We start from the raw sequence: 21,255 nt of genomic DNA, 5'->3' as shown, positions 1-21,255 counted from the left end.
GGGACCACGCCTTCGGGGGGATGACCCTCCCCGTCAGCGCGAGTCGCTGCCCGCCGTCTCAAGGGCGGCGCGGCCTGCCTCCAGGCGCGCCACCGGGATCCGGAAGGGGGAGCAGGACACGTAGTCGAGCCCCACCTCGTGGAAGAAGTGCACCGAGTCCGGGTCACCGCCGTGCTCGCCGCAGACCCCGAGCTTGAGGTCCGGGCGGGTGGCCCGGCCGGCCTCGGCCGCCAGCTTGACCAGCGCGCCGACGCCGTCCCGGTCGATGGTCTCGAACGGGCTGACGCCGAAGATGCCCTTCTCCAGGTAGGCCGTGAAGAACGAGGCCTCCACGTCGTCCCGGGAGAAGCCCCAGACGGTCTGGGTCAGGTCGTTGGTGCCGAAGGAGAAGAACTCCGCGGCCTCCGCGATCTGACCCGCGGTCACCGCGGCGCGCGGCAACTCGATCATGGTGCCCAGCTTGATGTCCAGCGACACCCCGGTCGAGGAGATCACCTCGGCCAGCACCCGCTCGCACTCGTCGCGGACCAGCTCCAGTTCCTGGACGGTGCCGACCAGCGGGATCATCACCTCGGGGCGCGGGTCGCCACCGGCCAGCTTGCGCTCGGCCGCGGCCTCCGCGATCGCCCGGACCTGCATCCCGAACAGGCCGGGGATGACCAGGCCGAGGCGTACGCCGCGCAGGCCCAGCATCGGGTTCTGCTCGTGCAGCTTGTGCACGGCCTGGAGCAGCCGGAGGTCGTTCTCGTTCGGGTCCTTGCGGGCCTCGGCGAGCGCGACGCGCACCGAGAGCTCGGTGATGTCGGGGAGGAACTCGTGCAGCGGCGGGTCGAGCAGCCGGACGGTGACCGGCAGTCCGTCCATCGACTGGAACAGCTCGATGAAGTCGCCCTTCTGCAGCGGCAGCAGCGAGCTGAGCGCCGTCTCACGGTCCTTGTCGTTGTCGGCCAGGATCAGGTGCTCCACCTCCTTGCGCCGCTCCTCGCCGAGGAACATGTGCTCGGTGCGGCACAGGCCGATGCCCTGGGCGCCGTAGCGGCGGGCGCGGTTGGCGTCCTCGGCGTTGTCCGCGTTGGCGCGCACCGCGAGCCGGCGGCGCACGTCGGCGTGCGACATCAGCCGGTGCACGGCCTGGACCAGGCCACCCTGGACGTCGGCGCCGGCGTGCAGGGTGCCCTCGAAGTACTCGACCACCGGGGACGGCAGGACCGGGACCTCGCCCAGGTAGACCTTGCCGTTCGCGCCGTCGATGGAGACCACGTCGCCCTCGTGGACGATCTGGCCGTCGGAGGTGGTGAACTTGCGGTTCTTGGTGTCCACCTCCAGCTCCTCGGCGCCGCAGACACAGGTCTTGCCCATGCCGCGGGCGACCACGGCCGCGTGCGAGGTCTTGCCGCCGCGCGAGGTCAGGATGCCCTCGGCCGCGATCATGCCTTCCAGGTCGTCCGGGTTGGTCTCCCGGCGGACCAGGATCACCCGCTCGCCCGAGCGGGACCACTTGACGGCGGTGTAGGAGTCGAAGACCACCCGGCCGACCGCGGCGCCCGGCGAGGCGGCGATGCCCCAGGCGACCGGCTTGGTCTCGGCGGTCGGCGCGAAGCGCGGGAACATCAGCTGGGCCAGCTGGCCGCCGGTGACCCGGTGCAGCGCCTCGTCCAGGTCGATCAGGCCCTGGTCGACCAGCTGGACGGCGATCCGGAAGGCGGCCGCGGCGGTGCGCTTGCCGATCCGGGTCTGCAGCATCCAGAGCTTGCCGCGCTCGATGGTGAACTCGATGTCGCACAGGTCGCGGTAGTGCGTCTCGAGGGTCTGCATGATCGTCATCAGCTCGTCGTACGACTTCTTGTCGAGCTGCTCCAGGTCGGCGAGCTGGAGGGTGTTGCGGATGCCGGCGACGACGTCCTCGCCCTGGGCGTTCTGCAGGTAGTCGCCGTAGACGCCCTGGGTGCCCGTGGAGGGGTCACGGGTGAACGCGACGCCGGTGCCGGAGTCCTCGCCGAGGTTGCCGAACACCATCGAGCAGATGTTGACGGCGGTGCCCAGGTCGTTCGGGATGCGCTCCTGGCGGCGGTACAGCCGGGCGCGGTCGCCGTTCCAGGAGTGGAAGACGGCGTGGATGGCGAGGTCGAGCTGCTCGCGGGGCTCCTGCGGGAACGCCCGGCCGGTCTCCCGGAGCACGATCTGCTTGAAGGTCTCGACCAGGGCCTTGAGGTCCTCGGCGGTGAGGTCGAGGTCGTTGACGGTGCCCTTGGCGTGCTTGAGCTCGTCCAGCGCGTCCTCGAACAGCTCGCCCTCGACGCCCAGCACGGTCTTGCCGAACATCTGGACCAGGCGGCGGTAGGAGTCCCAGGCGAAGCGCTCGTTGCCGGACTGGGCGACCAGGCCGATCACCGAGGTGTCGGAGAGCCCGATGTTGAGGACGGTGTCCATCATGCCGGGCATGGAGAACTTGGCACCGGAGCGGACGGACACCAGCAGCGGGTTGTCGGCCTGGCCGAGCTGCTTGCCCATCTCGGCCTCGAGGGCCACCAGGTGCTGGCTGATCTCCTCGTTGAGCGAGCCCGGCTCGCTGCCGGTCTCCAGGAAGACCTTGCAGGCCTCGGTGGTGATGGTGAACCCCGGAGGGACGGGGAGGCCCAGGTTGGTCATCTCGGCGAGGTTCGCACCCTTCCCGCCAAGAAGGTCCTTGAGGTCCTTGTTTCCTTCGGTGAAGGAGTAAACAAACTTCTGCTGAGACGGCACGGGTCGGTCTCCTCGCACACGGTGGCCCTGACGCCGCAGAACATACCCATTTCGAAGGTGGTGTCGCGCCCCCGACATGACGTACGCGCCTCGGAATGCTCAGCGACCCGACAGATCGAATGCCCGTCAGGGCGTTTACCTCTGTTGGTGAAATCGTCCGGCTGACGCTAGCGATCGTTCAAGTGTTGAACACAACGAAACCTGAAGATCACACGAACCGGACAGAGCGTAGTGGCCTGTGGACAGTCGCGTTGCATCGGCTTGATTTCCTGCAACCAGCCGCACCGATCCGCCGCAGAGCCCCTTCGGGAAGCGATTCACACCCGCTCACCCCGGCGGAGACACCTGACCGAGCGTCAACGGCCACGATATGTGGCAAGCGTCACGGGCGCATCTCAGCCGACGGGCGTAGCGAACCTGCGCCATTCATGGCATTGCGTGAGCATCCAAGCGCACAATGTGAGCGAAATCTGCCTTAAAGGAGCCCTCTTGGCCAGGTTGTCCAAGAGGGCTGGGCCGAGGCGGCCTGCGCGCCACCTCGGCCATTTTCGACGTCTTGTAGTGCTCAGCCGCCGGAGGTGTCCAGTTCGGCGTCCACGCCGGGCAGGGCGCAGTCGTACGGATCGTCCAACCAGCCTTCGGGGAGGACAACACGATTGTTGCCACTCGTCCGCCCGCGCGGGCCGTCGGCGCCGGCCGGCCACAGTTGTGCCTGGTCAACCTGGTCGAGCGTGCCACTGAGCTCGGCCAGCGAGCTGGCGTTGGCCAGCCGCACCCGCAGCTCGGAGCCGACCGAGAAACCCTTGGTGTACCAGGCCACGTGCTTTCGGAAGTCGACCACACCGCGGGCCTCGTCCCCCATCCACTCACCGAGCAGCTGGGCGTGCCGGACCATCGAGCGGGCCACGTCCGCGAAGGCCGGGCGGGCCTGGTCGCGGGCGCCCTCGAAGATCGACACCAGGTCCTTGAACAGCCACGGCCGGCCCAGGCAGCCGCGGCCGACCACCACGCCGTCGCAGCCGGTCTCCCGCATCATCCGGACGGCGTCGCCGGCCGACCAGATGTCGCCGTTGCCGAGCACCGGGATGCCGGCGGGGACGGCCTCGCGCAGCCGGGCGATCGCCGACCAGTCGGCGGTGCCGCCGTAGTGCTGGGCGGCCGTGCGGCCGTGCAGGGCGATCGCCGAGACCCCCTCCTCGGCACCGATCCGGCCGGCGTCCAGGTAGGTGAGGTGGGTGTCGTCGATGCCCTTGCGCATCTTCATGGTCACCGGCAGGCCGCCGGCGCCCGCCACCGCCTCGCGCAGGATCTCCCGGAGCAGGTTGCGCTTGTACGGCAGCGCGGAGCCGCCACCCTTGCGGGTCACCTTGGGGACGGGGCAGCCGAAGTTGAGGTCGATGTGGTCGGCCAGGCCCTCGTCCGCGATCATGCGGGCGGCCTTGCCGACGGTCACCGGGTCCACGCCGTAGAGCTGGATCGACCGGGGCTTCTCGCTCGGGTCGAAGTGGATCAGCTGCATGGTCTTCGCGTTGCGCTCCACCAAGGCCCGAGTGGTGATCATCTCAGACACGAACAGGCCCCGGCCACCGCTCTGCTCGCGGCACAGGGTGCGGAACGGCGCGTTGGTGATCCCCGCCATCGGGGCCAGCACGACGGGGGGCCAGACCTGCATCGGGCCGATGTTCAGCGGCGCGAACTCGGTGGCGGCCGGGGCGGGGTCGGGCGTGGTGGTCATGCGCGGCAAGTCCTCAGGGGGAGGGGTTCGAGACTCTCCATTGTCCCCCACCCGCGGATCGGCCCGGCCGGACCGGCCGGCTCACCGTCCGGGGGCCTGCTCCGGGGCCTGCTCCCGGCCCGCGCCGGGGCCCGCCCCGGCCACCCGCGCCAGCCGCTCCCGGGTCTCCTCGTCCTGCGGGGTGTAGGCCACCAGCCGGGTGCCGGAGCGCGGCCCGAGCCACAGGTTGGTGTACTCGAACCGCAGCAGCCCGAGGTCGGGCACGAGGAACCGCTTGAGCCCGTTGGTGGTGGCGTCCACCTCGTGCCGCCGCCAGGCCGCCTCGAACGCGGGCGAGGTCTGCGACAGCCGGTTCAGCAGGGTCTTCCATCCCGGGTCGGCGGCGTGGTCGGCCATCGACGCGCGGAACCGGGCGACCACGCTCAGCCGGGCGGCCTCGACGTCCAGCAGCCGGCTGGCGAACGGGGTGTCGGTGAAGATCATCCAGAGCAGGTTGCGGTCCTCGTACGGCACCTGGTCGAGGTCACCGGCCAGGACCGTGTACCCGCGGTTGTGCGCCAGCACGTCGTAGCGGCTGCTCAGCACGGCGGCCGGCAGCGGGTCGAACTGGTCCAGCACCGCGCGGACGGCCGCGGAGACCGTGTGGCACTCGGCCTTCGGGACCGGGTCCTCGGCGCCCGCCAGCGTGAACAGGTGCGCCCGCTCGGTCGGGTCCAGGCGCAGCGCGCGGGCCACCGAGTCCAGCACCTGGACCGACACCTGGATGGCCCTGCCCTGCTCCAGCCACGTGTACCAGGTGACGCCGACCGCGGCGAGCTGGGCCACCTCCTCCCGGCGCAGCCCCGGGGTGCGCCGCCGCCCGTAGCCGGGCAGGCCGACCTGCTCGGGCGAGACCCGCTCGCGGCGGCTGCGCAGGAAGGCGGCCAGCTCATGGCGGCGGGCGTCGGCGGGAGCAGCGGCGCGCAGGCCCGCGGCAGCGGTCGGGGAGTGGCTCATGGGGCCAGCATGCACCCGGGGGGAGGCGGGTGCCAGGTACTTCTGATACCAGGATGAACAGCATCTGGTACCAGGTTCCGGCCGGGTGGATCGTCGTACCCGTGACTCAGCAACTCTCCCTGCCGCAGACCCGCCCCGCCGTCCGCCCGCCGGTGCCGCCCGCCCTCGGCGCGGCCGGCCTGGCCACCGTCCTGCTCGGTGCCTTCCTGCCGATGCTCGACTTCTTCGTCGTCAATGTCGCCCTGCCCACCATCGATCACGACCTCTCCGCCGGCCCTGCCGTACTGGAGCTGGTGGCCGCCGGGTACGGGATCGCCTTCGCGGTGCTGCTGGTGCTCGGCGGGCGGCTCGGCGACCTGGCCGGCCGGCGCCGGCTGTTCGTCGCCGGGGCGGTGGCCTTCGCCGTCACCTCGCTGGCCTGCGGTCTGGCACCGACCGCGGGCACCCTGGTGGCCGCCCGGGTGGCCCAGGGTGCCTCGGCCGCCCTGCTGGTGCCCCAGGTGCTCGCCACCATCACCGCCGCCACCGAGGGCCACCGACGGGGCCGGGCGCTCGGCGCGTACGGCGCCGTCGGCGGGATCTCGGTGGTGATCGGTCAGGTGCTCGGCGGTGTGCTGGTCTCCGCGGACCTGTGGGGCACCGGCTGGCGGGCGGTCTTCCTGCTGAACGTCCCGTTCGCGCTGGCCACCGCCGTCCTGGCGGTCCGGTGGGTGCCGGAGACCCGCGCGCCCCGGGCGACCGGCGTCGACCTGCCCGGCACCGCGCTGCTGACGGCCACCCTGCTGGCCCTGTTCGTGCCGCTGATGGAGGGCCGGGCGCTCGGCTGGCCGCTGTGGACCTGGCTGCTGCTGGCCGCCTCGCCGCTGTCGGCCGCCGCCTTCCTCCTGGTGGAGCGGCGCGCGGAGCGGGCCGGGCGGGTGCCACTGGTGCCGCTGTCGCTGGTGCGGCTGCCCGGGATGCGGCGCGGCCTGGGGATCGCGCTGCCCTTCTTCACCGGCTTCGGCGGCTTCATGTTCGTGATCGCGATCCTGCTCCAGCAGGGCCTCCACCAGGGGCCGGTGGCGGCGGGCGGGGCGCTGGTCCCGATGGCGGTCGGCTACTTCGCGGCCTCACTGGCCGGGCCCCGGCTGGTGGGCAGGTTCGGCAGCCGGGTGATCACGGTGGGCGCCGCGGTGCAGGGCCTCGGCCTGGCCACGCTGATCGGTGCCGCGTCGGCCGGCGGCGAGCTGTCGGTGGTGCGGATGCTGCCCGGCATCGCCCTGGCGGGCATCGGGCAGGGGCTGATCGGGATGCCGCTGTTCCGGGTGGTGCTCTCCCAGGTGCCGCCGGAGCTGGCGGGGGTGGGCAGCGGGGTGCTGGCGACCACCCAGCAGTCCAGCCTGGCCTTCGGGGTGGCGACCCTCGGGACGCTCTTTCTCGCTCTCGCCCCCGCGTCGGGGATGGCCCACGCGCTGGCGGTCGTGCTCACCGTGCAGCTGGCCGGGGCCGTGGTGGTCGCCGTGCTGAGCACCCGGCTGCCGCGGTCGATCGGCTGACCTGCGGTCGATCCTGACCTGCGGTCGGTCCTGAGCTGCGGGTGACCGGGGCGGACGGCGGGGCGCAGCGGCCCGGGAAGCAGCGGCCCGGAAATCGGCGGGACCGCCGTCGGTGGCGGGTGGCAGGATGACGGGATGACGACCGTGCACCCCTCCTCCCCCACCGACGCCCGCAGCCGCGAGGAGCTCGCCGCGCTGGTGCACGCCGGTGCGCGGCCCAAGTACCTGCTCTTCTGGGGCCACCGGCCGGAGCGGGACGGCAGCGTCGGCGCCGGTTCGCTGAGCCAGTGGTGGCCGGCCGGCTTCACCGTCGACGGGGTGCACTACCCGACCGCCGAGCACTGGATGATGGCCGGCAAGGCCCGGCTGTTCGGGGACGAGGAGATCGTGCCGCGGATCCTGGCGGCCCGTACGCCCGCCGAGGCCAAGAAGCTGGGGCGGCTGGTGCGGGGCTTCGAGGAACCGCGCTGGGCGGCCGAGCGGTTCGACCTGGTGGTGCGGGGCAACGTCGCCAAGTTCGGCGCCGGCGAGGAGCTGCGCCGCTACCTGCTGGGCACCTCGGGCCGGGTGCTGGTGGAGGCCAGCCCGCTGGACCGGCTCTGGGGGATCGGTCTGGCGGCCGACGCGGAGGGGGCCGCCGATCCGCTGCGGTGGCGCGGGCTCAATCTGCTCGGCTTCGCCCTGATGGAGGCCCGGGCCCGGCTCGCCGGCTGACCGCGGCACCGCCCACCCACCCGCTCCCGCGCCCACCTGGGGATTCGCCAGCGACCAACCCCGGCAGGCCAGTTGATCCACTTCCAGCCGTAAGAACACCGACTCCTGGCCGTAACACGCCTGCCGTATCGGCGGGTCAGGATGGCGGCAGGCATGGCCCGGGGGCGGGGCAGGAGTCCTCCGGGCGGAGAGGTCGGGTCCGACACGATGACAGTCCAGGAGCTGGGCCCCACGGCGGCGGAGGTCGAGGCGGTGCGGGCCGAGCTCGACGAGCTGCTGCGCGCCCGGCAGTATGCGGCGCTGCGCGAGCGGAGGCTGGCCGAGGCCGTCCGAAGCACCCCGCCACCGGCCGCCGATCTGCTTCGACAGCTGGACCAGGCGCGGCAGTTGCGCGAGGATCTGAGCGATCGGTGTCGGCAGCGGCACGACCGGCTGCGGCTGCTGGCCGAGCAGGGCCGGCCGGCCGATCCGCCCCCGAGCAGGCCCACCGGCGCCAGGTTCGCCGGCACCTACCAGCAGGAGGCGCAGGCGGTGCCGCCGCCGGCGGTGGCCGCACCGCCTGCGCCGATCCGCGGGGCCCGGTTCAGCGGGGTCCAGGCCGCCACCCCCGAGCCCGCGCCCGTACCCGAGCCCGAGCCCGAGCCCGCGGCAACCGCGCCCACCCCGGCTCCAGCCGAGCCGGGCGCCGGCCCGCGCGCCCGCAGCACCGAGGAGCTGGCCGCCCTGGCCGGGCTGATCACCGATCTGCACCGCAGGGGATCCGGCACCGAGTCCGCGGCGCTGACCGCCCGGGCCGCGCTCGCCCTGGCGCCTTCGGACGTGGTCCGGCTGGCGGACCGGCTGCACGCGGCCGGGCCGCCCGGGGCCGCCGGCTACCTGGCCAGGGCCACCGCGGGCGGGCCGGCCGGGCAGGCCGTGGGCACCCTGGCCGGGCTCCGGGAGGCCGGACTGGTGGAGGAGGCCGCGGAGCTGTTCCACCTGCTGCGGGCGGCGCCGGCCACCCGGCTGCCGGAGCTGCTGGCCGCCCTGGAGCAGGCCGGGCAGACCGCCGACGGGCAGACCCTGCTGTGGGAGTGGGGATCCGCGTCGACCGTCGAACTCGCCAGGCTCGCCGAGCAGTTGTCCGACGCGGGCCGGGTCGGGGACAGCCGGGCGCTGCTGCGGCAGGCGGCCGGGCGGCCGATCGCCGAGGTGGCCGAGGTGTGCCTGGAGCTGGCCGGCGGGCTGGCGGTGGAGCTGGTCGGCGAGGTGGTCCGGCTGCGCTCGGCCACCGGGCTGGGCGAGTTCGGCCGGGCCGTGCGGCAGCACCCCGCGCTGTACGAGGCGTTGCTCGCCGCGGTCGCGCTGCTGGACGAGGGCGGGGCCCGCACCGCGCTGGCCGCGCTGCGCACCGCCGGGCTGCCGACCGGGCCGGCCGACCGGAGCCCGGGCCGCCGCCGCTCCCGGGGGCGCGGCTGAGCGGCCGGGCGTCGCCGGGACGCCGGACGGCCCCCACCGCACGGGGCGGTGGGGGCCGTCCGAAGGAGGTGCCCGGCTCAGCAGCCGATCAGGCGCGCCCCGAGGTAGGACTTCACCTGGTCGAGCGACACGCGCTCCTGCGCCATGGTGTCGCGCTCGCGGATGGTGACCGCGTTGTCCTCGAGGGTGTCGAAGTCGACCGTGACGCAGAACGGCGTACCGATCTCGTCCTGGCGGCGGTAGCGCTTGCCGATCGCACCGGCGTCGTCGAACTCGACGTTCCACGCCGTGCGCAGGTCGGCGGCCAGGCCGCGGGCCTTCGGCGAGAGGTCGGCGTTGCGCGACAGCGGCAGCACCGCGACCTTGACCGGGGCGAGCCGAGGGTCGAGCCGCATGCCGACGCGCTTCTCCATGACGCCCTTGGCGTTGGGCGCCTCGTCCTCGAAGTAGGCGTCGATCAGGAAGGCCAGCATCGCGCGGTTGAGGCCGGCGGCCGGCTCGATGACGTACGGGAAGTACCGCTCGCCGGACTCCTGGTCGAAGTACCGGAGGTCCTTGCCGGAGGCCTCGCTGTGCACCGTGAGGTCGTAGTCGGTGCGGTTGGCGATGCCCTCCAGCTCGGAGAACTCGGTGCCGCCGAAGTTGAAGCGGTACTCGATGTCCACGGTGCGCTTGGCGTAGTGCGAGAGCTTCTCCTTCGGGTGCTCGAAGAAGCGCATGTTCTCGGTCCGCAGGCCGAGGTCGACGTACCAGTCCCAGCGCTGCTGGAGCCAGTACTCGTGCCACTGGTCGTCCTCGCCCGGCTTGACGAAGAACTCCATCTCCATCTGCTCGAACTCGCGGGTGCGGAAGATGAAGTTGCCGGGGGTGATCTCGTTGCGGAAGCTCTTGCCGGTCTGGGCGATGCCGAACGGCGGCTTGCGGCGCGAGGTGGTCTGGACGGCGCTGAAGTTGGTGAAGATGCCCTGCGCGGTCTCCGGGCGCAGGTAGGCCAGGCCGCCCGCGTCCTCGGTGACGCCCAGGTGCGTCTTCAGCATGCCCGAGAACTCCTTGGGCTCCGTGAAGGCGCCCTTGTTGCCGCAGTTCGGGCAGTTGATGTCGGCGAGGCCGTTGGCCGGCAGCCGGTTGTGCTTGGCCTCGTACGCCTCTTCCAGGTGGTCGGCGCGGAAGCGCTTGTGACAGGAGAGGCACTCGGTCAGCGGGTCGTTGAACGTCGCCACGTGGCCGGAGGCCTCCCAGACCTCGCGGGCCAGGATCACCGAGGAGTCGAGACCGACGACGTCCTCGCGAGCGTGGACCATCGTCCGCCACCACTGGCGCTTGATGTTCTCCTTGAGCTCGACACCCAGCGGTCCGTAGTCCCAGGCGGCGCGCGTGCCTCCGTAGATCTCGCTGCAGGGATAGACGAAGCCACGGCGCTTGCTCAGGCTGACGATGGTGTCGATCTTGTCGGCGGCCACAGTGCTCTCTTCAGTACGACGGCACGGTCAAGGCGCGGCTGGTTGCACGCACCCGAATACCCCAGGCTACCGGGCAGGCGGGCCCTGCTGTCACACCGGTTTCGCCGCGCGCCCGGCGCGCCCGCCGCCGCCCGGGCCCCCACCGGACGCCGACCTCGCACAATCGTTCCCCACGATCAGCCAATCGGGTGAGTTGACAATCATTTCCAACCAAGATGAGAATGGTTGTCATGACGAACCGACGCACCTCGATAGCCTTCGCCGTCACCGCAGCCGTCGGCGCCCTGCTGCTCTCCGCCTGCGGCGGCAGCTCCAGCGCCGCCAGCGGTGACGGTCGCCTGAAGGTGGTGGCGTCGTTCTACCCGATGGAGTTCCTCGCCGAGCAGATCGGCGGCGACCACGTCCACGTCACCGGCCTCACCGCTCCCGGGGTCGAACCGCACGACCTGGAGCTCAAGGCCAAGCAGGTCGGCGCGGTGCAGAGCGCCGACGCCGTGGTCTACCTCAAGGGCCTGCAGCCGAGCGTCGACAAGGCGGTCGCGGCCTCCCACTCCAAGCACGTGGTCGACGCCACCGCGGCCTCCCCGCTGGTCGACCACCACCTCGACGAGGGCGGCGAGCAAGGCGGCGAGGAGGGCCACCCGCACGGCGGCGCGGCCGGCGACCCGCACATCTGGCTCGACCCCACCCGGTACGCGGCGGTCGCCAGGAGCGTCGGCGCCGAGTTCGCCAAGGCCGACCCGGCCCACGCCGCGGACTACCGGCACAACACCGACGAGATGCTGGCCCGGCTGGCCGCCCTGGACACCGAGTTCCAGGACGGTCTGAAGAACACCAAGGGCAAGACCTTCGTCACCAGCCACGCCGCCTTCGGCTACCTCGCCGACCACTACGGTCTGGAGCAGGTCGCGATCAACGGCGTCGACCCGGAGGCCGAGCCCACCCCGGCCCGGCTCTCCACCATCCAGAAGGCCGCCCGGGAGCACGGCGTCACCACCGTCTTCTTCGAGACCCTGGTCGACCCGCGGCTGGCCGAGACGGTCGCCAAGGACCTGGGCCTGCGGACCGCCGTGCTCGACCCGATCGAGGGCGTCAAGGACCCGGCGACCGCCGACTACTTCTCGGTCATGAAGCAGAACCTCGCCAACCTGCAGGCCGCGCTCGGCGCCACCAGCTGAGGGGACACCCACCCATGAGCACCGTCATCTCCGAAGCGGTCGGCTCCGGCCCGGCGCGGCACCCCGGCGAGGGTGCCGCGCCCGCGGCCGTCCGACTCACCGACGCCACCGCCGCACTCGGCGGGCGACCCGTCCTGCGCGGCATCGACCTCTCGGTCCAGCAGGGCGAGGTGGTCGCCCTGCTCGGCGCCAACGGCTCCGGCAAGTCGACCACCGTCAAGGCCGTGATCGGCGCCGTCCCGCTCCAGCGCGGCAGCCTGGAGCTGTTCGGCACCCCGTACGGCAGGTTCCGGGCCTGGCAGCGGATCGGCTACGTGCCGCAGCGCACCACCGCCGCCGGCGGCGTGCCCGCCACCGTCCGCGAGGTGGTCTCCACCGGCCGGCTGCCGCAGCACCGGCTGCTGCCGTTCCGCCGCCGGGACCGCGCGGCGGTGGACCGGGCCCTGGCCGCCGTCGGCATGCTGGAGCGCGCCTCGGACGGCGTCGCCGGGCTCTCCGGCGGCCAGCACCAGCGGGTGCTGATCGCCCGCGCGCTGGTCGGCGAGCCCGACCTGCTGATCATGGACGAGCCGATGGCCGGGGTGGACCTGGACAGCCAGCAGGTGCTGGCCGACACCCTGCGCAGCGAGGTGGCCCGCGGCACCGCCGTCCTGCTGGTCCTGCACGAACTCGGGCCGCTGGAGCCGCTGATCGACCGGGCCGTGGTGCTCCGGGACGGCTGCGTGGCGCACGACGGACCGCCGCCGCGCGGGGTCGGCCAGCACGCGCTGCCCGGCCACGACCACGTGCACCCGCACGCCGACGACCACCACCTGAGCACCCCGGGGCTGCTGTCATGATCGAGATGCTCCAGTTCGACTTCATGCAGCGGGCGTTGATCGCCGCCGTCCTGGTCGGGGTGACCGCCCCGTCGGTCGGCATCTACCTGGTGCAGCGCCGGCAGGCGCTGATGGGCGACGGCATCGGGCACGTCGCGCTCACCGGCGTCGGCCTCGGCTTCGTCTTCCAGACCAGCCCGGTGTGGATGGCGGTACTGGTCTGCGTGCTCGGCGCGATCGTCATGGAGCTGGTCCGCTCGCGCGGCAACCAGCGCGGCGACATCGCCCTCGCGATGCTCTTCTACGGCGGCATGGCCTGCGGCAAGCTGCTGGTCAGCCTGAGCCCGCAGGCCGGCAGCAGCAGCCTGGAGAGCTACCTCTGGGGCTCCATCCTGACCGTCTCGGCGAGCGACCTGTGGGTGATCGGCGGCCTGGCCGCGGTGGTCGTGGCCGTCACCGTGGGCCTGCGCCGGCAGCTGTTCGCGGTCTGCCAGGACGAGGAGTTCGCCCGGGTCACCGGCATCCCGGTGCGGGTGCTCAACCTGCTGCTCGCCGTCACCGCCGCGGTCACCGTCACGGTGGCCATGCGGGTGGTCGGCCTGCTGCTGGTCAGCGCGCTGATGGTGGTCCCGGTGGCGGCCGCCCAGCAGCTCACCCGGTCCTTCGCCGCCACCCAGGCCGCCGCCGTGGGGCTCGGCATCGGCGTGGCGGTGCTCGGGGTGGCCGGCTCGTACCAGGCCGACGTGCCGTCAGGCCCGGCCATCGTGCTGCTCGCCATCGCGGCCTTCGCGGTGTTCAGCGCCGTCGCCGCACCGCTGGCCCGGCGCCGGCACCGGGCCCAGCCGTCCGGCGCTCCCGCGGTGTGCGACGTGGTGCTGCCCGGGCAGGATGACGGGAGCCGCACGGGCGCCCCGCTCTCCGGTACGGGGCTGGCACAATGAGGTGCGACAGCACCCGACCACCAGGAGGACTCACGGTGACCACCGCAGGCCCGTCGCCGCGCGCGCGATCGACTCGGCAGCGAGCCGCCGTCTCGGCGGTCCTGGACGAGATCGAGGACTTCCGCAGCGCGCAGGAGCTGCACGACCTGCTCAAGCACCGGGGTGACTCGGTGGGGCTGACCACCGTCTACCGCACCCTCCAGTCGCTGGCCGACGCCGGCGAGGTGGACGTGCTGCGCACCGCGGACGGCGAGGCCGTCTACCGCCGGTGCAGCAGCGGGCACCACCACCACCTGGTCTGCCGCAGCTGCGGTGCCACGGTCGAGGTGGAGGGGCCCGCCGTGGAGCGGTGGGCCAACGCGGTCGCCGCCGAGCACGGGTTCAGCGACATCGCGCACACCCTGGAGATCTTCGGCACCTGCGCCGACTGCGCCAAGAAGGCCTGAACCGGGCCCGGGCGGACGGTACGAGGGCGGGGCCCGGGTTCCGATGAACCCGGGCCCCGCCCTCGTACGTCGCGCGTCGCGCGCCCGCTCAGCGCTGGGTCGGGAGCTCCGGGGCGTCGGGCTCGACCGCGTTCGGGATCGCCCCGCCGAAGCGGCGGTCGCGCCGCGCGTACTCCTCGCAGGCCCGCCACAGGTCGCGGCGGTCGAAGTCCGGCCAGAGCACGTCCTGGAACACGAACTCGGCGTAGGCCGACTGCCAGGCCAGGAAGTTGGAGCTGCGCTGCTCACCACTGGGGCGCAGGAAGAGGTCCACGTCCGGCATGTCCGGGTAGTAGAGGTACTTGGCGAAGGTCTTCTCGTTGACCTTCTTCGGGTCCAGCCGGCCGGCCGCCACGTCCCGGGCGATGGCCTGGGCGGCGTCCGCGATCTCGGCGCGGCCGCCGTAGTTGACGCAGAAGTACAGCGTCATCGCGTCGTTGTCCTTGGTCTGCTCCTGGGCGATCTGGAGCTCCTGGACGACGCTCTTCCACATCTTCGGCATCCGGCCCGCCCAGCGGATCCGGATGCCCAGCTCGTCCATCTCGTCCCGGCGGCGGCGGATCACGTCCCGGTTGAAGTTCATCAGGAACTTCACCTCCTCCGGGGAGCGCTTCCAGTTCTCGGTGGAGAAGGCGTAGAGCGAGAGGTTCTTGACCCCGATCTCCAGGCAGCCCTTGAGCACGTCCAGCACGACCGCCTCGCCGACCTTGTGGCCCTCGGTCCGCGGCAGGCCGCGCTCCTTGGCCCAGCGGCCGTTGCCGTCCATCACGCACGCGACGTGGTTCGGCACCAGCTCGCCCGGGAGCTTGGGCGGCCTGGCACCGCTCGCGTGCGGGGCGGGCGTGATGTAGTCCCGCTTCTTGCTGCCGAACAGCCGTCGCGCTGCCATGCTCACTTCTCCACGTATCTCATCGAGCGGATGCCCCGCTCCAGGTGCCACTGCAGATAGGCGGCCACCAGCCCGCTGCCCTCACGCCAGTACCGGGGTTCGCAGTTGTCCGCCGTCTGCCAGTCCCCCGACAGCAGCGCGCCCAGCAGTACCAGTGTCTCAGGGGAGGGTACGGCACTTCCGGGCACTCGGCAGTCCGTGCACAGCACCCCGCCCGCCTGGAGCGAGAAGAACCGGTTGGGCCCCGGCAGTCCGCACTTGGCGCAGTCGGTGAAGCTGGCCCCGTAGCCGTTCACGGCGAGCGAGCGCAGCAGGAAGGCGTCCATCACCAGGTGCGACTGGTGCAGCCCCGCGGCCAGCGTGCGCAGCCCGCCGACCAGCAGCAGGTACTGCTGGACGGCCGGTTCGCCCTCGTTCTCGGCGAAGCGCTCGGCGGTCTCCAGCATCGCGGTGCCGGCCGTGTAGCGGCCGTAGTCGCCGACGATCGGGCCGCCGTACGGGGCGATGGTCTCCACCTGGGTGCACAGCGGCAGGGTGCGGCCGACCAGGTCGCTGCCGCGGCTGAAGAACTGCACGTCCACGTGGGAGAAGGGCTCCAGCCGGGCGCCGAACTTCGACTTGGTCTTGCGGATGCCGCGGGCGACCGCACGCACCTTGCCGTGCTGGCGGGTCAGCAGGGTGATGATCCGGTCGGCCTCGCCGAGCTTCTGGGTGCGGAGCACCACGCCGTCGTCGCGGAACAGGCTCATCCTCGGGCTCGCCGGCGACGGTCGGACAGTGTGGACATCCCACCATTGTCCCGCAGAACGGGAGCGGCTTTTCCCGACCCGGCGTGCCCGACCCGGCGTGCCCGAGCCGGGCGAGTGCCCGGCCGGCCCGGGAGCGGGCAGCCGTGTACCCGCACCCGGGCCCGTGGGGGGGGGTCGGCCCGTAGCGGTGCGGGACACGGCGGGCCCGGAGGGGGGTCGGGCCCGGCCTGGGAGTTCGGGATGCGAGGAGCCAAAGGGACGTGCGGGGTGCGTGGGGCGGTGTGGGGCGTACGGGGCAGCGTGGGGCGTACGGCGTCAGTGCGGGGTGCGGGTGGCCGCCGCGAGCAGCTCGCAGACCTGGCGGTCGGAGAGCTTCAGACAGCGCCCGACCACGGCCAGCGCGGCCCGCTCCTGCGGGAGGTAGCGGCCGTCGGCCAGCGCGATCCAGGCGCCCTGCAGCAGCAGGCGCTCGCGGCCCTGCTGTTCGAGGTGCGGGGCGAGCGGCTCCAGCGCGGCGTGCAGCTCGACGGCGAGCCCGCTGCCGACGCCGTCCACGTCCACGTCCAGCGGCTCGCCCCCGGCGTACCCGGAGAGCGCCGCCAGGGCGGCCAGCACCTGGGCCTCGCCGCAGTCCTCGAAACCGGCCTCGCGGATCACCGCGCAGGCCGCGTCCCGCCCGGCCCTACCGGCGGTGCCGCCGGCCGCCAGCGCGGCCAGCGCGACGGTGTACTGGGCGTCCCGCAGCATCGCGGCCAGCCGGACGCAGGTGAGTTGGTCCAAGGTCTCGGTGCCGTACCGGCCGTGGCAGGAGGTGCACTGCACGCTGCCGAGCACCGGGCCGAGCGGCAGCACCGGGGTGCCGAGCAGCCGCAGCCACCGCCGGCCGTACTGCCGGCGGTAGTTGCGGTCCCCGCCGCAGCCTGGGCAGAAGAACTCACCGAGGACGTCCGTCCGCCACCGAGGGCGAACACCCCACAACCCTGTCACGGTGCCACTCCCCAGACATGGCAGGCGGCCTGCGCATCAATGGGCAGGTCACGCGACCGGACGCCGGGGACGTCCCACCGACCCCGCTTCCGGTGCGTCGATGTTGCCACGGTTACCGGCACGTGTCAGCACCCCGAACGAGTGCCGATGGGAAAATTTGTGACGCGCGCCACACCCGAAAGAGGTGTGACGCGCGTCAACCCACAGGGTCGCCCCTCGTACGAACTACCCGCGCTGCGCCCGGTTGACGGCGCTCACCATGGCCTTCAGCGAGGCCAGCACGGTGTTGGAGTCGATCCCGACGCCCCACAGCACCTTGCCGTCCACCGCGCACTCGACGTACGCGGCGGCCTGGGCATCGCCGCCCTCGCTCAGCGCGTGCTCGGCGTAGTCCAGCACCCGCACGTCCACGCCGATCCGGGCCAGCGCGTCACCGAAGGCGGAGACCGGGCCGTTGCCGGTGCCGGTCAGGGTGACCGGTGCGCCGTCCACCAGCGCCTCGGTGGTCAGCGCGTCCCGGCCGTCCTCGGTGGTCAGGCTGCGCGAGCCGCTCAGCGAGATCCGGCCCCAGGGATTGGCCGGGGTCGGCAGGTACTCGTCCTGGAAGACCGACCAGATCGCGGCCGGGGTGACCTCGCCGCCCTCGGCGTCGGTCTTGGCCTGGATGATCCGGGAGAACTCGATCTGCATCCGGCGCGGCAGGTCCAGCTTGTGGTCGTTCTTCAGCACGTAGGCGATGCCGCCCTTGCCGGACTGGCTGTTGACCCGGATGACCGCCTCGTAGGACCGGCCCACGTCCTTCGGGTCGATCGGCAGGTACGGCACGCCCCAGGTGTACTCGGAGACCGGGACGCCGGCCGCCGCGGCGTCCGCCTCCAGCGCGTCGAAGCCCTTCTTGATCGCGTCCTGGTGCGAGCCGGAGAACGAGGTGTAGACCAGGTCGCCGGCGTAGGGGTGGCGCTCGGGGACGACCATCTGGTTGCAGTACTCGTAGGTGCGGCGGATCTCGTCGATGTCGGAGAAGTCGATCATCGGGTCGACGCCCTGCGAGAACAGGTTCATCCCGACGTTGACCAGGTCCAGGTTGCCGGTGCGCTCGCCCTGGCCGAACAGGCAGCCCTCGACCCGGTCGGCGCCGGCCATGATGGCCAGCTCGGCGGAGGCGACGCCGGTGCCGCGGTCGTTGTGCGGGTGCGCGGACAGCGCGACGAACTCGCGGCGGGACAGGTGCCGCGACATCCACTCGATCTTGTCGGCGTAGACGTTCGGGGTGGAACGCTCGACCGTGGTGGGCAGGTTCAGGATGATCTCGCGGCCCTCGCCGGGCTGCCAGACGTCCATCACCGCCTCGCAGACCTCCAGCGCGAAGTCCAGCTCGGTGTCGATGAAGATCTCCGGCGAGTACTCGTAGCCGAAGACGGTCTCCTCGCCCAGCAGCTTCTCGCCGTACTCCATCACCAGCCGGGTGCCGTCCACCGCGATGTTGCGGATGTCGTCCTTGGAGCCCTTGAAGACCACCCGGCGAAACAGCGGGGAGGTCGCGTTGTACAGGTGGACGGTGGCCCGGTGGGCGCCGACCAGGGACTCCACGGTGCGCTCGATCAGGTCCTCGCGGGCCTGGGTCAGCACCGAGATGGTGACGTCCTCCGGGATCGCCCCCTCCTCGATGATCGAGCGGACGAAGTCGAAGTCGGTGGCGCCGGAGGACGGGAAGCCGACCTCGATCTCCTTGTAGCCCAGCTTGACCAGCAGGTCGAACATCTTGCGCTTGCGGGCCGGGGACATCGGGTCGATCAGCGCCTGGTTGCCGTCCCGCAGGTCGGTGGACAGCCAGCGCGGGGCCTGGGTGATGACCTTGCCCGGCCAGGTGCGGTCCGGCAGGTCCACGGCGCCGAACGGTACGTAGCGCCCGAACGGCATGCCGGACGGCTTCTGCTGCACGGTGGCGGCCGTGACCGGGGTGGGACGGTCGATGAACGCGCGAGCGATGGAGGACTGCTCAGTCATGGGTGAGACTCTCGGCTTCCGAAGTCGATTGCGGGCTGGGTCGGGGCGGTGGACACCCGACCGGGCCGACTACTGCGCCGCATCGAACAGCATCACGACGGATGCGTGGGCACAGCACAGTCCCCGCGGCGAGGGAGCCGGCCTTCTGTGGATCTAGAGGCCCTCGCCGCGGCAGCTAAGAAGAAGCAGCCCGTAACGCATGATGCAGCCCAGCGTAACCCAGGGCGTCGGGGCGACGAAGTGGACCGCGCCACGATTCCACCCCTTGAGACGGCTCGTCGCTGCGCGCGATGGTGACAAGAAGTCATGGATGCGTCACTCTTGGCAACATGACTGCCGCTGCCCACCGCTGCACCATCGTCCCGCCCTTCGTCCTCGACCGACTTGCCGAACAGGGGCACGAAGCCGCTCGCAGGTCCCTCGCCCTGGACACCCTGCACCGCGACAACCGGCTGGCCACCGCCCTGCCGGCCGCCGCACCCGCCCCACACCTGACCCGCACCATCGGCGACGCCCGGCACAGCCAGCGACTGCCCGGCCGCACCGTGCGGCGCGAGGGCGGCGCCGCCACCCCGGACGCCACCGTCAACCGCGCGTACGACGGACTGGGCGCCACCTTCGCGCTGTTCGAGCAGGTCTACGGCCGGCACTCGATCGACGGCGCCTGGCTGCCGCTCGACGCCACGGTGCACTACGGGCGCGACTACGACAACGCGTTCTGGGACGGCAGCCGGATGGTCTTCGGGGACGGCGACGGGGTGATCTTCGTCGACTTCACCTCCTGCCTGGACGTGATCGGCCACGAACTCGCCCACGGCGTCACCCAGTACACCGCCGGGCTGGACTACCAGGGCCAGTCCGGCGCGCTCAACGAATCGCTCTCCGACGTCTTCGGCTCGCTGGTCAAGCAGTACGCCCTCGGTCAGGACGCCGACCGGGCCGACTGGCTGATCGGCGCCGGGCTGCTCGCCCCGGGCGTGCACGGCGTGGCGCTGCGGTCGATGAAGGACCCGGGCACCGCGTACGACGACGAACGGCTCGGCAAGGACCCGCAGCCCGCCCACATGGACGACTACGTGGACACCGCCCAGGACAACGGCGGGGTGCACATCAACTCCGGCATCCCCAACCACGCCTTCTACCTGCTGGCGACCGCGCTGGGCGGATCGGCCTGGGAGCGCGCGGGGCGGATCTGGTACGACACCGTCACCGGCGGCGCACTGGCCCACGACAGCGACTTCACCGCCTTCGCCCGGGCCACGGTGGCCGCCGCCCGGGCCCGCTTCGACGACATCGCGGCCAACACCGTCACCGCCGCCTGGTCCGAGGTGGGGATCAGTACCACCTGAGACCCTTACATCGGGCATCCACGGGCAGAGTCTGTGAAAACACTCGGCAAAGTGCACCACTGGGTAGCAAACTGGCGACCATGCGTATCCAGGTGACCCGGACCGGCGGCCTCGCCGGTCGCGTCCAGCGTGCGGAGCTGGACACCGCCGAGCGCCGCGACGCACCGCACGTGCACGCCCTCGCGCGCGAGGCGGTGGCCGGCGGGCTGCGTACGCCCTCGTACGGCGTGCCGGACGGCTTCCACTACGAGATCACCGTGGACGGCCGCACGGTGTACTGCGCCGACCCCAAACTGACCGACTCCCAGCAGGAGTTGGTCAGTCTGGTGCTGCGCGAGGGCGAGTAGCCCGGGTCAGCCGAACCGGCCGTTCACGTAGTCGGCGGTGCGGCCGTCCTGCGGTGCGCCGAACATCGCCCCGGTCGGACCGTGCTCGACGATCGCGCCCGGGGTGCCCTGTTCGGCCAGGAAGAAGGCGCAGTGGTCGGAGACCCGCTGGGCCTGCTGCATGTTGTGGGTGACGATCACGATGGTGACCTCGTGCACCAGCTCGCGGATGGTCTGCTCGATCCGCCGGGTCGAGGTCGGGTCCAGCGCGGAGCAGGGCTCGTCCATCAGCAGCACCTTGGGGCGCACGGCCAGCGAGCGGGCGATGCACAACCGCTGCTGCTGGCCGCCGGAGAGCGCCCCGCCGGGCTGCCGCAGCCGGTCGGCGACCTCCCGCCACAGGCCCGCCTTGGTCAGGCACTCCTCCACCAGCTGGTCCTTCTCCGGCCGGGAGGCCCGGATACCGGTGAGCCGCAGGCCGGCCACCACGTTGTCGTAGATCGACATCGCCGGGAACGGGTTGGGCTTCTGGAACACCATGCCGATGTCCCGCCGGGCGGCGGTGAGCCGGCGCTCGGGTGCGTAGATGTCGCCGCCGTCCAGCAGCACCTCACCGGCCAGGGTGGCGCCGGGGATCAGCTCGTGCATCCGGTTGAGGGTGCGCAGGAAGGTCGACTTGCCGCAGCCGGAGGGGCCGATCAGCGCCGTCACCCGGCCGGCGGGCATGGCGAGCGACACCTGCTCCAGCACCTTGCGCGGGCCGAACCAGGCCGACACCGCCCGGGCCTCCAGGGTGCCGGCCGGGCTCGGCGCGGCGGGCAGGACTGCGGTGGCCGTGCGGGCCGGCTCGACGCTGGTCATCCAGCTCTCCTTCGGTGGTGATGGT

Annotated in this window: 18 protein-coding genes; 9 read left to right on the top strand and 9 right to left on the bottom strand. The window is 72.2% G+C overall.

The features are described from left to right. Window positions 1-33: 33 nt before the first annotated feature. From ppdK to AB0K43_RS25755, 3 genes are all read right to left on the bottom strand, one after another. Window positions 34-2,820, bottom strand: coding sequence for a pyruvate, phosphate dikinase (gene ppdK / locus AB0K43_RS25765; protein WP_363643690.1), 2,787 nt, complete (start codon window positions 2,818-2,820; stop codon window positions 34-36). A 487-nt stretch (window positions 2,821-3,307) separates the two neighbouring features. Beyond that, complete coding sequence (gene dusB / locus AB0K43_RS25760) at window positions 3,308-4,477, bottom strand: tRNA dihydrouridine synthase DusB (protein ID WP_363643688.1); 1,170 nt, start codon at window positions 4,475-4,477, stop codon at window positions 3,308-3,310. Between the two features lie 81 nt (window positions 4,478-4,558). Further along, complete coding sequence (locus AB0K43_RS25755; protein WP_363643685.1) at window positions 4,559-5,473, bottom strand: helix-turn-helix transcriptional regulator; 915 nt, start codon at window positions 5,471-5,473, stop codon at window positions 4,559-4,561. A 53-nt stretch (window positions 5,474-5,526) separates the two neighbouring features. Between AB0K43_RS25755 and AB0K43_RS25750 the strand changes: the two genes are divergently transcribed. The 3 genes from AB0K43_RS25750 to AB0K43_RS25740 all read left to right on the top strand — a co-directional run bounded on the left by AB0K43_RS25750 (window position 5,527) and on the right by AB0K43_RS25740 (window position 9,180). Further along, window positions 5,527-7,008, top strand: coding sequence for an MFS transporter (locus AB0K43_RS25750; RefSeq protein WP_363643683.1), 1,482 nt, complete (start codon window positions 5,527-5,529; stop codon window positions 7,006-7,008). A 135-nt stretch (window positions 7,009-7,143) separates the two neighbouring features. Then, the gene (locus tag AB0K43_RS25745; protein ID WP_363643681.1) at window positions 7,144-7,722 is read left to right on the top strand and encodes an NADAR family protein; all 579 of its coding nucleotides are present in this window, start codon (window positions 7,144-7,146) and stop codon (window positions 7,720-7,722) included. Between the two features lie 207 nt (window positions 7,723-7,929). Further along, a complete protein-coding gene (locus AB0K43_RS25740; protein ID WP_363643679.1) occupies window positions 7,930-9,180 on the top strand; it encodes a hypothetical protein in 1,251 nt (416 codons plus the stop codon). 77 nt (window positions 9,181-9,257) lie between these two features. On the opposite strand, the gene AB0K43_RS25735 is transcribed toward AB0K43_RS25740, so the two are convergent. Next, window positions 9,258-10,640 (bottom strand): glycine--tRNA ligase, encoded by a 1,383-nt coding sequence (locus AB0K43_RS25735; RefSeq protein ID WP_363643677.1) that lies wholly within the window; start codon window positions 10,638-10,640, stop codon window positions 9,258-9,260. Window positions 10,641-10,870: 230 nt separating this feature from the next. On the opposite strand from AB0K43_RS25735, the gene AB0K43_RS25730 reads away from it, so the two are divergent. Genes AB0K43_RS25730 through AB0K43_RS25715 form a run of 4 tightly spaced genes read left to right on the top strand, consistent with a single transcriptional unit; the run spans window position 10,871 to window position 14,023 of the window. Further along, window positions 10,871-11,818 carry a metal ABC transporter substrate-binding protein gene (locus AB0K43_RS25730; RefSeq protein ID WP_363643675.1) on the top strand — a complete coding sequence of 316 codons (948 nt, stop codon included), beginning with the start codon at window positions 10,871-10,873 and terminating at the stop codon, window positions 11,816-11,818. 14 nt (window positions 11,819-11,832) lie between these two features. Then, window positions 11,833-12,657 (top strand): metal ABC transporter ATP-binding protein, encoded by an 825-nt coding sequence (locus AB0K43_RS25725; protein ID WP_363643673.1) that lies wholly within the window; start codon window positions 11,833-11,835, stop codon window positions 12,655-12,657. After that, window positions 12,657-13,577 (top strand): metal ABC transporter permease, encoded by a 921-nt coding sequence (locus AB0K43_RS25720; RefSeq protein WP_363643722.1) that lies wholly within the window; start codon window positions 12,657-12,659, stop codon window positions 13,575-13,577. The genes AB0K43_RS25725 and AB0K43_RS25720 overlap by 1 nt, the downstream gene beginning before the upstream one ends. A gap of 35 nt (window positions 13,578-13,612) precedes the next feature. After that, window positions 13,613-14,023: a Fur family transcriptional regulator gene (locus AB0K43_RS25715; protein ID WP_363643670.1), complete on the top strand. Its 411-nt coding sequence runs from the start codon at window positions 13,613-13,615 to the stop codon at window positions 14,021-14,023. A gap of 88 nt (window positions 14,024-14,111) precedes the next feature. Here the strand turns inward: AB0K43_RS25715 and AB0K43_RS25710 are convergent, their stop codons facing one another. From AB0K43_RS25710 to leuA, 4 genes are all read right to left on the bottom strand, one after another. Next, window positions 14,112-14,951 (bottom strand): isoprenyl transferase, encoded by an 840-nt coding sequence (locus AB0K43_RS25710; protein ID WP_363643668.1) that lies wholly within the window; start codon window positions 14,949-14,951, stop codon window positions 14,112-14,114. A gap of 2 nt (window positions 14,952-14,953) precedes the next feature. Next, window positions 14,954-15,700 (bottom strand): DNA repair protein RecO, encoded by a 747-nt coding sequence (recO, locus tag AB0K43_RS25705; RefSeq protein ID WP_363643666.1) that lies wholly within the window; start codon window positions 15,698-15,700, stop codon window positions 14,954-14,956. Window positions 15,701-16,015: 315 nt separating this feature from the next. After that, entirely contained in the window at window positions 16,016-16,687 is a 672-nt protein-coding gene (locus tag AB0K43_RS25700) for a TerB family tellurite resistance protein (RefSeq protein WP_363643664.1), read from the bottom strand. A 225-nt stretch (window positions 16,688-16,912) separates the two neighbouring features. Next, entirely contained in the window at window positions 16,913-18,694 is a 1,782-nt protein-coding gene (gene leuA, locus AB0K43_RS25695) for a 2-isopropylmalate synthase (RefSeq protein ID WP_363643662.1), read from the bottom strand. Between the two features lie 329 nt (window positions 18,695-19,023). On the opposite strand from leuA, the gene AB0K43_RS25690 reads away from it, so the two are divergent. Together AB0K43_RS25690 and AB0K43_RS25685 are read left to right on the top strand one after the other, a co-directional pair. After that, window positions 19,024-20,043, top strand: a complete 1,020-nt coding sequence (locus AB0K43_RS25690; RefSeq protein WP_363643660.1) for a M4 family metallopeptidase — start codon at window positions 19,024-19,026, stop codon at window positions 20,041-20,043. A gap of 80 nt (window positions 20,044-20,123) precedes the next feature. Then, window positions 20,124-20,390 (top strand): protealysin inhibitor emfourin, encoded by a 267-nt coding sequence (locus AB0K43_RS25685; RefSeq protein ID WP_363643658.1) that lies wholly within the window; start codon window positions 20,124-20,126, stop codon window positions 20,388-20,390. 6 nt (window positions 20,391-20,396) lie between these two features. Here the strand turns inward: AB0K43_RS25685 and AB0K43_RS25680 are convergent, their stop codons facing one another. After that, window positions 20,397-21,230, bottom strand: coding sequence for a phosphate ABC transporter ATP-binding protein (locus AB0K43_RS25680; protein WP_363643656.1), 834 nt, complete (start codon window positions 21,228-21,230; stop codon window positions 20,397-20,399). Window positions 21,231-21,255 lie beyond the last annotated feature (25 nt).

Source organism: Kitasatospora sp. NPDC049258 (assembly GCF_040678895.1).
Lineage (GTDB): Bacteria > Actinomycetota > Actinomycetes > Streptomycetales > Streptomycetaceae > Kitasatospora.
Note: the sequence above shows the minus strand (reverse complement) of the source record. Positions and strands in the feature narration are given on the sequence as shown.